Source organism: Acinetobacter sp. TWP2-2-3, assembly GCF_049896445.1.
Taxonomy (GTDB): domain Bacteria; phylum Pseudomonadota; class Gammaproteobacteria; order Pseudomonadales; family Moraxellaceae; genus Acinetobacter.
The window spans coordinates 1-12,899 of record NZ_JAFCUI010000020.1 but is presented as its reverse complement, the minus strand read 5'-3'; the positions used below and the strand labels follow the sequence as shown (position 1 = coordinate 12,899).

The following is a 12,899-nucleotide window of genomic DNA, read 5'->3' as shown; positions in this document are numbered from 1 at the left end:
CGGGCAGTTCTTCTCATTAGATGGATCCTTAGTTTTCAGCACTGCACTTCCATATATGGACAAATCCCTGACAAGCATGACCGGGAGAGGTTTCCATCTCATCACTCTCTTCAGGATTACATAAGTTCATAAGTTGCGTAAGTTATGTAACTTTATAATTTAATATTCCTGGCAGATTAATCCCGGGCAGCTCTTCTCATTAGATGGATCCTTAGTTTTCAGCACTGCGCTTCCATATATGGACAAATCCCTGACAAGCATGACCGGGAGAGGTTTCCATCTCATCACTCTCTTCAGGATTACATAAGTTCATAAGTTGCGTAAGTTATGTAACTTTATAATTTAATATTCCTTATAGATCAGCTGCTAACCGTTCATGTAATAGCCTTCCAATTAAAATGGACACTTCTCAATAAAGACCAAATTATAGAATTAGGGTTACCAAGACAGACTAAATTTTTTTCTATAGGTTAGTAGTGTTCAAAATAAGAATTTCTATTATTCAGGTTATGATAACTTTTCTGATTTATATTTTTCTTTATAGCCCACTTTTAACAAATCAGGATAATACTTTTTTACCTTTTCAGGGTCGAGAAGTTCAAGTGAAATCCTTTCTTTAAACGCTTCGATCTCTTCACCTACATTGGCATATTTTCCCCCGAATTCGGGATATTTGATAAGGTCACACAATTTTTGAGCGAAAAATATAGATTGTTTTGGTGTCAACTGATATGTCGGTTCCAGTACCTTATCACTAACAATTAAGGAAGCTTTTTGATTAAAAGAAAATTCGATATGTGTAATTGTTCTTCCTTCTTTTTTCTGCTCATAACTTACGTCGATATCAGTAAGTTTATTAATTTGATCTATGGCAACCGTCAATACACGCTTTTTAAAATCGCCCATGGTTTTATATTCATTTTCAAGTAAACCTAACTTATCACGCAATTCAACCATACTAATATATAGCTTGCCTTTGCTACGCCATCTAATCAAAAGTTCATACAGCCGTATAGCGTATACGCTAGATAATTGAGAAATTTGCTTTAATTCATAACGGGTAAATTTTTCTTCAAGTTTTACAAAAAGCTGTAAAATATCAGGAGCAAAAATTAGTTGAGCGCATGCAGCTTCTTTAACATAGCCAACTTTTGATACCCAACGGCTTTTGTAGACCGCTGGCTTACCTGTAACAGGATCTATGGCCTTATAGGTGAGTCTACGTTCAAACAAGTTATCACACGCTCCCTGAAGAGCCTCATAGGCCGCTTGACGACCCAAATTAAAGTGCTTCATGTATTCAGATGCATGTATTGTTAGCAAGGTATCCGATGTAAGCTCTTTTTCAATTTCCCTAGCTGCAATAATCGCAACTAAAATTAAGCGTTGTTCAGACAAAGTCAACGCATAAGATGCTTCAATCAAGTTATTATCTTTATAAATTAGATTTGCCATATTGTGATTAGAGAAACAAATATCATTAATGGACATTAACACTTAATGACCATTAATGGAAGATCTATTTATGCCAGGAAAACGTCCATTTATATCAGGAAAACGTCCATTTAAATAAAGGAAAATGTCCACTTATTGTCAGGAAAACGTCCATTTAAATAAAGGAAAATGTCCACTTATTGTCAGGAAAACGTCCATATAAATCCTCTGAGAATTAGACTACATAAGGCATACAAAGGTCCTATAAATATAAATTTAAAAATATATATAAAATTAAAAAAGAGCATTACTTGTGGATAACTTTATTTTTTAACTTTATTTTTCACAATAGTTGATTCAGGAGATTGAAACTTGTACATTGTTTTTAACAAAATTACGTAACTTACATAACTTATGATTATTTTAGTAGGTGGTGAAAAAGGCGGAGCTGGTAAAAGCTGCCTTGCCCAAAACTTAGCGGTTTATTTACAAAAAAAGAATAGAGATGTTCTTCTTCTAGATGCAGATCCTCAAGGTACAACTACTGACTGGATTAAAGAGCGTGATGAGAATGAGGATTTAAAGAATATTCCATCTGTACAAGCTTCAGGCAATATTCGTCAAGTTTTAAAAGATTTATCAAAAAGATATGAAGATATTATCATTGATGCTGGTGGGCAAGATTCGGAAGCATTGCGTTCTGCTATGACTATAGCAACACATATGCTATTGCCTTTTAGGCCTAAACGTAGAGATCTAAAGACTTTGGATCATATGGAGCAAGTATTAAAACTGGCGCGAGCAGTGAATCCAGATTTGAATGCAAGAGCAATCATTACACAATGCCCAACATTACCGTCACAAGTACAGCGAATTCTAGATGCTAAAGAAGCCTGTATATCGTTCGGAATAAAAGCCTTAGACCAAATTACGACAAATCGAAATGTTTATGATGATGCAGATGAAAATGGCCTATCTGTTTTTGAAGTAACAAGTGATTTTAAAGCAAAAGCAGAAATTGAAGGGATAGCTCAAGAGTTTTTAGGAGTATAACTATGGCAGGTCTTAGCGGTTTAAAAAAGAAAACTGACGAGCTTTCAGATCAGGATAAACTGGTTGAAAATTTCATATCTGGAGCTGATAAAAGAGTTAAGGATCTAGAAGTTTCACAAAAGAAATTCGTTCGTTGTACCTTTTCTTTAAACCAAGAATTAAGTGAATTAATTGATGAGCTAATTATCAAAAGTAATAACGCTCGTGTTAACAGATCTAGTATTGTAAGAATAGCTTTAGAGTCACTGGCAGAGCAGAATTTAGAAGATTTTAAGCAGCTGATTGATAAAAGTTTTAAATAAAATAGGGGGGGATAAAGTGGAAAGTGGTCTATTCAGTTAAATCCGTGGGTAATCCTCCCATAAATAAATAACCGAAGTTAAAAGTAGAGGTTAAGCAGCCATTAAAGATAACTTTCCTTTGTTAGCTTGGTGTGGTCTTTCATGATTGTAATGCCACAGCCAATCAGTTACGTAATCCTAAACTTCTTCCAATGTATCAAACAAATGCTTGCTCAGCCAACTATAGTTGATTATAAAATTGAGTAGCACAGTAAAATCCTTATGAAATGGTATCTTACGAAAATATTTGGGTGCTATACCTTTTAGAATTCAGCTATATAACGTATGGTCCGATTATAGCGTTCAATATACGCATTCTGCTGTGGTTTACCCGGTTGAATATATTCAATACGAATACCGTGCTCAGTAGCCCAGCGCACAAATTCGTGACTGATAAATTCGGGACCATTATCGCATCGGATCACTAATGGTTTTCTCTCTACTCCAGCAATTGATTCAACGTACGAATAATCCTGATTGTGGGCAATGAGAACCCTGACTCAATGGCTAGGCCTTGGCGGCGGTAATCATCAATCACATTCAATAATCGAAACTTGCGACCATCGGAAAGCTGATCATGTATAAAATCTAATGACCAAACCTGATTTTCTCGGATTGGTTCTTTCAATGGTTCAGGTGCATGCCGTTTTAGTCTTCTTCTCAGTTTAATACGCAGATTCAGTGCCAACTCACAGTAAATGCGGTAAGCTAAAGCCAGAGTGGTGAGCGATCATTCCCTAGCTTACCATCAATTAAGCGAATCCATTTGGATACAAGATTTGTATTCAATCCATGTTGCAAAGCGACCGAAGCAATTGAAACGTCCGGGGCCTTACAAGCCTGAACGATCTGCTGTTTAAATTCAGCACTGTATGTTCTTCGTTTTTTCGCAAGAGATTCGATGGATGTCTGATTATTTGTAGTGATAAATTTAAGTCCCTACTTGTTTTTAAGTGGGGACTTAAATTAAGGCTTATAGGATGAATTCATAAGGTGTGTTCAGCGGACTTCTTACAAAAGAAATAACGAAAAAATAGTTAAATTAACTTTTCAGTATTAATTTGACTAATTTTAATTGCTATTGAATAAAATTCGATTTAAATACAATTTTTTAGTGATTAAGTCTAACCCAGATATTTCTTTTTTTAAATCACATTTAAAAGTAATAATTTTTTCCCCGTGGTCTACAGTGTAGCTAAAAATTAAACCATTATGTACTTTATAGTATTTATTACCGATATACTTGTATCCAAAAAAATGAAATGAAAGAACGGAGTCACAAAATATTTCTAACATCTTAGAATTATTTATATTAATAAAAGAGACAGTAAAGCTATCCGATGAATTGTGAACCAATTTATGAAGAATATTAAGAAGAAATGTATTGTATAGTTGCGAAGATTTCACTATATTTAAAGCACACGAAAAACACGTAAAAAACGAGTTATCCTTTCATGTCTTTAAATAAGAGTGACTTTCTCCCGCTAGCCTTAATTCTAGCTAACCAACTAGTCTGTTATAAAACTAGGGGGCTATTGATTTTATAACTCAATAAAGATGAAAAATCTAGTTTTTTTTAGAAAATTATTCATTCTTCCTGAATTCTATTTAAGAGTATTAGAAACCAAAATCAAGGCTATCATTTGTATGGTTTAGACTCTTAGAATTTTTGTCTAATGTTGTAGATTTCTCTTTATTGATGAGGTCTGTTTGATCTTCTATAGTTGGTGATGTTGGAGGAGAATTAGGAATAACAGTCTTGTACTCATTTATTTGGTGCACAATATTGTGATCTATCTTGTCGGTCGCTGAGCTTTCAACTTGACGATCTATTACTAATGGGTGGTCAAATTCGATTCTTATATTTGTTGCACGTGCAATTTCTTGCACCTGTCTTTTAAAGTCATCTGTACCGGACACCCATACAACCCCAAATTTATCTCTAGCCAATAACAAGGCATCGTGAATATGGTCACGCTTTTGGCTGACTACGGTAATATCTAAAGTATTTTTGCTTTCAAAAAAAGCGACTTTCTCTTGATCGATATAAAATGTTTCTCCAAATTTGTATTCGATACGATATTTTTTAATAGGGTAGGCTGACTGTAAAATTTGATCAGAATCTTTCAAGGTTTCTTTTGGCCTTGTGAAGATATTATTCCGCTCTAATTCCTGTTGTTTGCGCAGTTTAACTTTTCGACTGTATTCATAAAACTCAAACATCTGTAAGTAATCAAGTTCAGATAAAGATTCTGTCTGTTGATATGATTCGTTCACTTTATTTTTAGGTATAAGTGCGAGGTCTCTTAAATGTTGCGAAGCATCGTTAGTTGTAACAAGGCTATGGCAATTTTCGTTGATCATATGCTGATGCTCTAAAGAAAAATATAATTGCCAGGTTTGCTCGATGTCATTTGAGTTGAAATATTGTTTATTTAATTTTGAGGCTTGTGTATAGATCAGGTTATGCAGCCTTTGTATCAAGATACTCTGATCTTCTTGATTAAGCTGAGGCAATTGATGCTTTTGAATACCTGCTGCTAAATTAGATTTGAGCTGGCTCATATTGATGCCACAACAATTCAGTAGTAAACCAGTTTTGATCAGCGCTGTACTTTGGCATTCGCCTGTTGTCTTAAAATGTTGATAGAGTTGTCGAAATCCAGCTTCGAGTTGCTCCGAGGATAATTTTGATAGAGCGGGGAGAGTTCTACTTTTGTTTGTATCTTGAATTTCGTTTGATCTATGTTGGGAAAGCATTTCGAATAAGTTTTTAAAATCTGATGATCCTCGAACTGATACTTGATGCTCAGGATGTAAATTCTTTATACATTGCTCTAACCGGGTGATTGAATAATTACTAAAGATAAGAATCCCATATCTATTCTGAATGCCAATGGGCTCTTTAGGATCATTCGAATCAAACAAAATTTTAGCAGTCTTGATTTCTGGATTTTCTTGATAAATAAAATTTTTAGACTGACGTTGATCGAATAGAAATTGTTGTTGTATCAATAGGGGATTGGTGGGTGAGATAAATCTTAAAAAATCAGCATAAGAGGTAATTTGGGTTGAATCAAAGTTTCTAGACAAAAAATTTTGATCAAATAGCTTTTCAGAAGTCTGTTGGCTTAAATTTTGATTTTGGATAAGAAACACGTTCCTGATTTTGGCTCTGGTTGTCAGTTGTTCTGTATGATGTTGATAATGTAATAGAGTATAAATCGTATCAGAAGCCTGTTCTGGAAATTTTTTCTGAAGTTGTTTTAAAAAAGAAGATTTATTGTATTTATAAATTTCATTCTCGAAATTGATATCCTGGTACTTGGATCGACGATTCTGACTATAAACATCTTTAGTTGATTTCATCTTGAGATAAGCGTCATGAAGCTCCTTAACCAAAAAGTCTTTATTCTGGAATAAATGATAAGCAGAGATCTTTGAGGATTCATGTGGAGTGTGCTGAGCTGTCGTATTCAATTTGGGCTGATAGATTTTGATCTGATCAGCGTGATGAGGTGTAAACTCCCCCCAACGGTTTTCCAAATTCTTTAAAGTGACTTGTTTATTGCAAAATAACGATGCCTTAAATGTTAGTGACTCCTGATCATGGGGCCTTATCGTAAAAATACTACCGCTACGCTTACGTTCATACGAAATTCCTGAAGATGCTAATTGTTGATGCCAGTCTTGCCAACTAGTTGCCTCTTTTAGAATGGGCTGAATGATTGTTTCAAGCTCATCTTGATAGTTGCTTGCAACAGACATTTCCTTGCTCAATCGACTCTTTTGTTGATGTCGATGTTCTTGATCACGAATCTTTGCACTGATTTTCAATGCATCGGGATTTGATATGTGATTGATGTTTTTTTCACATTCTCCAGTTTTACTGTTATAGATAAAGAGGGGATTTGGTTCAGGGTCCCAACCCTGTTTTGCCTCAATTTCTGCAACAGCTCGATGTACTGCATTCAAGATCCAACCATCTCCTAGATCCACCGCTTGATGTTCATTATGATTGTTTTTTCTGTAGGGATGGATTCGGTTAATGATCAAATGGAAGTGTACATTGTCTGTATCCATGTGCAATGCATACTGCATTTGTAAGTCATCTGCTTTGAGATGTTTACTTAAAATATCGATTTGTTCTTCTAATTGTTGGGTCGTTGGGACTTCAAATTTTTTAAAACTTCCGACGATATGAACAATTGGGTCATCCACCCTTGTATTCAAACTGGCAGTTTGTGACATTTCAATTTTTTGATACTCAATATTTTCATCCAGAAAGTTACGTGAGTTCGAGTAAACACATTTTTCAGAAATGAGCTCATGACTAAAGCTAGCGTGCAACTGAGTAATATAGTCACTGAGGTAGTCGATACGCGTTTGATTTGGATTATGTATATAGTCTGATAAACCGTTGATACGATTTTCAACAGAAGTGCCTAAGGTGTTTGGAATTACTTTAATAATCATGTCTAACGTACCTGGTCATTTAGTCGACGCACAATGATTTTCAACTCATGAACGAGCTCTGTAAGGTCACATAATTCTTCGGGGATCAAATCTTTATCTTGGAGTTCAATCAATATTTTTGGGAGAATAATGCCAAGTGTTCTAATCGTATGAATATCACGTTGATCGATTAATTGACTGTAGTCATCACTTAAAATTTTTTTACGTATATAGTCAGATTGATTGAGCTGTAATGCCTTGCAGGCAAGATTGATATCTTGATGTTCATCTGCAGTTAAACGAACAATGATCTGCTTATTTCTTGATGCTTTAACTTTCATTTTTTTCTACTGTATACAAATTGAGACCGAGCAACGCGAGCTCGAGATTTGACATGGATGATGTGATATACATCATCCCATCCTGTATTTATTGGCTGTCAGTGAATGAATTAAAGTTAATGAAAATAATGGTTGATTTATATTTTTTTATTATCGCGAAATATGACTTTTTTCAGTAATTTAAGAATCCAAAAATGGTCATGTTTTGCCATTTCTGTAATGAAGTATATTCAGAATAATTGGCTTCTAGATTTATTTTTGAGGAAAAAACATGATACAAGACCAGAATATTTTACACCTTGATATTCAAAATCCAGACAATATTAATTCTGACTCCTCAACAGAAAATACTTCTGAAACTGTATCGACAAAAGAAGAAAAGCATTCAAAAAATGTTGAGAAAAATCAAAAAATATATAGCAAAAATGATTCTAAAAACTTTGAAAATATTCTTCTTTGTTATATAAAAGAATTGAATGAAAAGACCATTACACAGAATCAATTGCTTACTCAGCATAAGAAAACTTTACTTCAACTCTTTGGTCTTGGTGCAACAACCGGAGAAGTACTAGACTTTCTAAAAAGAAACAATTTTGTGGGTATTACTGAGGAAGCTTTAAAAGAGTTTTTAAAGAAGAAAAAATAAATTATGGTGTGAAGTAATCACTAAAAATTACTTTACACAAAGCAATTGATCCCATCGAAAGTAGTTCTGGCTCAGTTGATTACGAGACATATTCCAGCTTCTATTTGGTAACCTGCTTGCACCCAGAGCAAGCTTGGTTTTTCCAAACTTATGATGGATTTCTTCAAGTGAATCCATCAGGTTATTGCCTGCGGTTATTTGTTTCATGTCTATAAACAGGTCGTAAGTGTGGTTAACTTTGGGCTCTAGACAAGTCAATATTACGCCGCACTTTTTGAAGCCTACATCTTTCTGATATAAGTCATCTATCATTTTTGTGGCAATCTTACACAACATTAAAACGTTATCAGTTGGTTCTGGCAAAGTAAGTGCTGCAGATTTGCTGTAATAAGGTTTATGTGTTTCAAATGGATTGGATTGTACAAAACCAATCATGTAACCACACAACATCTTCTCACCTCTTAAGCGGGCAACTGCATCTTGGACGTAGAGACTCATAGCCTCTTTTAGATCATCAATATGATAAATCCTTTGGCCAAATGAACGACTTGCGACAATTTGCTTTCGAGGAGCTTGCGTATGTTCTAACTCAATACAAGAGACACCATGTAATTCAAGTAATGTTCTGTGCATAACAATGGAAAATTGATCCCTGATCATGAAAGGGAAGGCCATTGCAAAATCCAGCACAGAATAAATATTAAGACTATTTAGTTTCTTTGTATGTTTGCTACCGACACCCCAAATTTCACCTACCTCTATCGTTTCATATAAGCTTTCTATAGCACAATAATCCATGGCAACCAGGTTACACACACCATTGAAGTAGGTGTTCTTTTTTGCAATGTGATTTGCCATTTTGGCTTCAGTTTTAGTTCTGCCTAAGCCAATACATACTGGTAAACCGAGCCAGGTAAAAATACGCTGACGAATCGTCTGTGCATAATCAGTCAAATCATACTTCTTGGCATAAGCAGTCAAGTCCAAGAAGCATTCATCAATCGAATAGACCTCTTGTTCTTCAGGAGTTACAAAGTCAGACAGGACCTTCATGAATCTGCGAGACATTTCTGCATATAAAGCATAGTTGCTTGAGAGCACTTGGACCTTATGCTGCTCTACAATGTCCTTAATTTGAAAAAGGGGAACTCCCATCTTGATACCTAAGTCTTTGGCCTCCTGTGAGCGTGCCACAGCACAACCATCATTGTTAGAGAGGACAATCACAGGTTTGTTATTTAAACTTGGGTTAAAGATACGTTCGCAACTGACATAACAGTTGTTGATATCTACCAAAGCAAAGATCTTGTTTGTATATGCCATATGATGAAACCAAGAGAATAGTTACTTACGTTTCCTGAAGGGTTTGATGACGTAAGTCACTACTCCCCAAATCACCATCTCCTGGCCATCTCTGAGGTAAATATTGGAACAATCAGGATTCTCAGCTTTAAGCCAGCGATAGTTACCTTCAATCATCAAGCGCTTAACAGTAAACTCATTGTCGATCAGAGCGATAACGATGTCTTCATGTTTGGCTTCAAGACTACGATCAACGACAAGTTCATCATCAATTTCAATACCAGCATCTCTCATGGAAAGAGAAGCTACTTTTACAATGAATGTCGCTGCCTCATTACTAATGAGGTGTTCATTCATATCTAATGTCTTGTCGACAAAATCTTGGGCAGGAGAAGGGAAACCGGCAGCAACCTTCTCGGCCGCTAAAGGAATTTGCATATAAGTAGATGACTGTACAGGCGTGATTAAATCGATATCATTAAGGCATTGGCTCTCTGCTTTATTTAGATAATTTTTAATCTCTACGATCTTGGATAAAGGCACTCTTACTGTTTTGGTAGGCTCATTGTATTTAAGTTTTCTACCCGCACCTTCTCTGATTCCCCCACGCTTGTTGTTCATGACTCATTCACTATTTGGTTTTGTGACGAAATCAAATAGTAAACTTTCTTTTGTTAGGAAAACAATAGAATCTGGATAAACGGTTAATATAAAAAGTATAAATTTAGGGAGATTTCTAGCTCTTTCGATTTAATTCTTTACATGTGGACTGCACACAAAATAGCTATGAATGAACATTAGATGAATTTAGATCCTGTAGTAAAACAGCTTTTGATGGAAACTTAGAAATTTTCAAATGATCTGTATTTATGATTTATGAACCGTACCGGGTTTGTCGGAGAGTCAATATTCTGAGAGACTATCCCGATGACAAAATTAAAATATACCCCTGAAATCAGAGAAAGAGCGGTTCAATTATTGATTGAATCCGAGAAAGATTATCCATCGAATTGGGCTGCAATCACAGCAATTGCTCCTAAAATTGGCTGTACTCCTGAAACACTACGTGTTTGGTATCAAAAATACTTAGATCAACAAAATCCAGTTAAAGCACAGCAGCTTTCAGACCAAGAACGTATCAAACAACTGGAACGCGAAAATAAAGAACTGCAACGTGCTAACGAAATTCTACGTAAAGCAGCGGCTTTTTTCGCCCAGGCGGAGCTCGACCGCCCACACAAATAATGGTGGATTTTATCCATAACAATAAGGCGTTATATGGTGTTGATGCGATTTGTAGGATTTTACCGATCGCTGCTTCAACCTATTACCGGACTTTAGATCTCGCGGACAATCCAGAACATCGAGCGAAACGGGATCTGCATGACCTTCATCATGCTGAACAAATTAAACGAATTTGGAAGGAAAGTTCAGGTCGGTATGGTGTGCGTAAGGTCTGGCAACAACTGAAATGTGAAGGCTATGTGATTGCACGTTGTACAGTTGCTCGATTGATGCAAAAGCTAGGTATACAAGGTGTTTGGCGTGGTAAGAATAAACAAACCACCCGTAACCGAGATGACCAAAAACGGGCAGATGATTTAGTGAAACGTAATTTTAATGCTGATCATCCAAACCAACTATGGGTGGGTGACTTTACGTATATTCAAACTCATTCAGGCTGGGTATATACCGCATTTGTTATTGACGTATTCTCACGAGCAATTGTTGGATGGAAAGTATCTACACGGATGAATACAGATATGGTGCTCGATGCATTGGAGCAAGCATTGCATGATCGAGGCATGCCAAAGAATGTGATTCATCATTCAGATAGAGGTGTGCAATATCTTTCCATTCGCTATACCAATCGTTTAGAAGCAGCAAATTTACGAGCATCAGTCGGTACGACTGGTGATTCATACGATAATGCTTTGGCTGAAACGGTGAATGGCTTATACAAAACAGAGGTGATTGAATATCTAAAAGCAGATTGGCAAGGTTTAGCAGATGTACAACTTGCGACACTAAACTGGGTAGATTGGTTCAATAAAAAGCGTGTACACAATGCACTGGGTTATGTATCGCCTTTTGAGTTTGAAGCAATGTACTATGATAAGATTAACCCGTTAGGTCAGGTGGCCTAACTTAAATAAAAAAGTCTCCGACAAACCCGGTACGGTTCATTACATAATCCCTTTTAATGCTTCTACAGGATCTGAGTCCATATATGAAAGGGAGGGATGCTCAAGGCAATAACCTGCATACTTTAGGGCTTTTTCCGACCATATTATCTGATAGCTATACTGCTTTTGTTTACAAGTAACTCTTGGTATTTTTTTAAATCAATAATTTATAAAACAATCAGTATTTCAACATGGAAAAGCTTCTACGGCCTTAAGTACAGAAATCAGTCCGTTCATACTTTCCATCTGTTCTATAGGAACTCCTCCAGTTAATAGGTTAGGTGAATTGAGAAAATGATGCATCCATTTAATATCACCACCATTCAGGCTATAAACAGCTCTGTAAATCCGAATTACGATTATTGCTATTTCCCCTGATTGAGAATTTGGATCTAAGGTTTGTAATTCAGAAAATTTACCGTCAATACCTTCCAGATGCAGAATTCTTAAAAATTGCTCTGGCTTTAGTCCAAGCTGTTCAGCAGCTTTCCATGCCGCTTTAGCCAAAACTCTGGACCTATCTATCTGTTGTGAAAGTGGACTCATGATCGTGTCCTTAATATAAGAAAACGTTTGTTTGACATTACATTAAAATTAGGAATATGCCTAAATTTTATTCTATCAGCCAGTTTTTATTATTCCAAAATTGAAATTCCTAGATGGCAAGTTAAATAAGAACATTAAGCTGATGATAGGTATATAAAGCCTAGAGCCTATATCTAGGCTTTATAAAGTGTGTTAAATCTGGAAAAGTCTTATTTTTGAAGTTGGATTAGTTACCATTATGAAATACTTACAGGCTTTACTTACAAAGTAGTTATACTCTAATGTTTGCTATATGGCTAACATTGCATATAAAATACTCAAAGTTCGCTATATAGCGAATATAATCTTGTAAAAGTGGAAAAATAATATGGCTTGTAGAAAAGAAATTGGAGAGCAAATCAAATTGGCCAGGAAAAAACTCGGCTATACACAAAAGACGGCACTGTTGCAAATAGAGATTTGAGTCGATGATGTTTCCTTTAAAAAGTACTTAGAGACCGAAAACCCTGTTGATTAGACACACTTCACCCTGAGGCTGACCATAATAAAATGACGATGCTTGTCCTTTACGTAGTGCACGCATGACTTCAATACC

General features: G+C 35.7%; 10 protein-coding genes, 3 pseudogenes and 1 other annotated feature. Of the genes and pseudogenes, 4 read left to right on the top strand and 9 right to left on the bottom strand.

All coding sequences use genetic code 11. The features are described 5' to 3' along the window. Window positions 1–507: 507 nt before the first annotated feature. Window positions 508–1,455: a replication initiation protein RepM gene (gene repM, locus ACP7AK_RS14965; protein WP_201773389.1), complete on the bottom strand. Its 948-nt coding sequence runs from the start codon at window positions 1,453–1,455 to the stop codon at window positions 508–510. Between the two features lie 393 nt (window positions 1,456–1,848). On the opposite strand from repM, the gene ACP7AK_RS14960 reads away from it, so the two are divergent. Together ACP7AK_RS14960 and ACP7AK_RS14955 are read left to right on the top strand one after the other, a co-directional pair. Then, on the top strand, window positions 1,849–2,487 hold the full coding sequence (locus ACP7AK_RS14960) for an AAA family ATPase (protein WP_034171687.1): 639 nt from the start codon (window positions 1,849–1,851) through the stop codon (window positions 2,485–2,487). Between the two features lie 2 nt (window positions 2,488–2,489). Continuing rightward, on the top strand, window positions 2,490–2,789 hold the full coding sequence (locus tag ACP7AK_RS14955; protein WP_034171686.1) for a hypothetical protein: 300 nt from the start codon (window positions 2,490–2,492) through the stop codon (window positions 2,787–2,789). Window positions 2,790–2,879: 90 nt separating this feature from the next. Here ACP7AK_RS14955 and ACP7AK_RS14950 read toward each other — a convergent pair. The 4 genes and pseudogenes from ACP7AK_RS14950 to ACP7AK_RS14935 all read right to left on the bottom strand — a co-directional run. Next, window positions 2,880–3,534: pseudogene (locus ACP7AK_RS14950) on the bottom strand (DDE-type integrase/transposase/recombinase); the annotation flags it as partial. 11 nt (window positions 3,535–3,545) lie between these two features. Then, window positions 3,546–3,755, bottom strand: a pseudogene (locus ACP7AK_RS14945) (transposase); the annotation flags it as partial. Between the two features lie 690 nt (window positions 3,756–4,445). Next, window positions 4,446–7,304 carry a relaxase/mobilization nuclease domain-containing protein gene (locus ACP7AK_RS14940; protein WP_425880183.1) on the bottom strand — a complete coding sequence of 953 codons (2,859 nt, stop codon included), beginning with the start codon at window positions 7,302–7,304 and terminating at the stop codon, window positions 4,446–4,448. A 2-nt stretch (window positions 7,305–7,306) separates the two neighbouring features. Continuing rightward, window positions 7,307–7,624, bottom strand: coding sequence for a plasmid mobilization protein (locus tag ACP7AK_RS14935; RefSeq protein ID WP_034171684.1), 318 nt, complete (start codon window positions 7,622–7,624; stop codon window positions 7,307–7,309). A gap of 271 nt (window positions 7,625–7,895) precedes the next feature. On the opposite strand from ACP7AK_RS14935, the gene ACP7AK_RS14930 reads away from it, so the two are divergent. Beyond that, window positions 7,896–8,270 carry a hypothetical protein gene (locus ACP7AK_RS14930; protein ID WP_034171683.1) on the top strand — a complete coding sequence of 125 codons (375 nt, stop codon included), beginning with the start codon at window positions 7,896–7,898 and terminating at the stop codon, window positions 8,268–8,270. Between the two features lie 27 nt (window positions 8,271–8,297). Here ACP7AK_RS14930 and ACP7AK_RS14925 read toward each other — a convergent pair whose 3' ends face one another. Both ACP7AK_RS14925 and ACP7AK_RS14920 read right to left on the bottom strand, forming a co-directional pair. Next, window positions 8,298–9,593, bottom strand: a complete 1,296-nt coding sequence (locus ACP7AK_RS14925) for a Y-family DNA polymerase (RefSeq protein WP_034171682.1) — start codon at window positions 9,591–9,593, stop codon at window positions 8,298–8,300. A 21-nt stretch (window positions 9,594–9,614) separates the two neighbouring features. Further along, window positions 9,615–10,193, bottom strand: coding sequence for a LexA family protein (locus ACP7AK_RS14920; RefSeq protein ID WP_034171681.1), 579 nt, complete (start codon window positions 10,191–10,193; stop codon window positions 9,615–9,617). A 306-nt stretch (window positions 10,194–10,499) separates the two neighbouring features. On the opposite strand from ACP7AK_RS14920, the gene ACP7AK_RS14915 reads away from it, so the two are divergent. Beyond that, window positions 10,500–11,719 (top strand): IS3 family transposase gene (locus ACP7AK_RS14915; protein ID WP_204470743.1). Its coding sequence is split into 2 segments (ribosomal slippage): window positions 10,500–10,776 and window positions 10,776–11,719, totalling 1,221 coding nucleotides; the frame shifts between segments, so codons are not numbered across the junction. Continuing rightward, window positions 10,775–10,891, top strand: a sequence feature (AL1L pseudoknot). (Overlaps the previous gene by 117 nt.) A gap of 225 nt (window positions 11,720–11,944) precedes the next feature. Here ACP7AK_RS14915 and ACP7AK_RS14910 read toward each other — a convergent pair. Both ACP7AK_RS14910 and ACP7AK_RS14905 read right to left on the bottom strand, forming a co-directional pair. Then, window positions 11,945–12,304 (bottom strand): hypothetical protein, encoded by a 360-nt coding sequence (locus ACP7AK_RS14910; RefSeq protein ID WP_034171706.1) that lies wholly within the window; start codon window positions 12,302–12,304, stop codon window positions 11,945–11,947. Between the two features lie 490 nt (window positions 12,305–12,794). Beyond that, window positions 12,795–12,899 (bottom strand): annotated as a pseudogene (locus tag ACP7AK_RS14905) (IS6 family transposase); the annotation flags it as partial.

Coding starts and splice junctions, on each gene's coding strand:
- ACP7AK_RS14920 (WP_034171681.1), bottom strand. CDS start 10,193: ATGAACAACAAGCGTGGGGGAATCAGAGAAGGTGCGGGTAGAAAACTT.
- ACP7AK_RS14935 (WP_034171684.1), bottom strand. CDS start 7,624: ATGAAAGTTAAAGCATCAAGAAATAAGCAGATCATTGTTCGTTTAACT.
- ACP7AK_RS14960 (WP_034171687.1), top strand. CDS start 1,849: ATGATTATTTTAGTAGGTGGTGAAAAAGGCGGAGCTGGTAAAAGCTGC.
- ACP7AK_RS14930 (WP_034171683.1), top strand. CDS start 7,896: ATGATACAAGACCAGAATATTTTACACCTTGATATTCAAAATCCAGAC.
- repM (WP_201773389.1), bottom strand. CDS start 1,455: ATGGCAAATCTAATTTATAAAGATAATAACTTGATTGAAGCATCTTAT.
- ACP7AK_RS14925 (WP_034171682.1), bottom strand. CDS start 9,593: ATGGCATATACAAACAAGATCTTTGCTTTGGTAGATATCAACAACTGT.
- ACP7AK_RS14955 (WP_034171686.1), top strand. CDS start 2,490: ATGGCAGGTCTTAGCGGTTTAAAAAAGAAAACTGACGAGCTTTCAGAT.
- ACP7AK_RS14910 (WP_034171706.1), bottom strand. CDS start 12,304: ATGAGTCCACTTTCACAACAGATAGATAGGTCCAGAGTTTTGGCTAAA.
- ACP7AK_RS14940 (WP_425880183.1), bottom strand. CDS start 7,304: ATGATTATTAAAGTAATTCCAAACACCTTAGGCACTTCTGTTGAAAAT.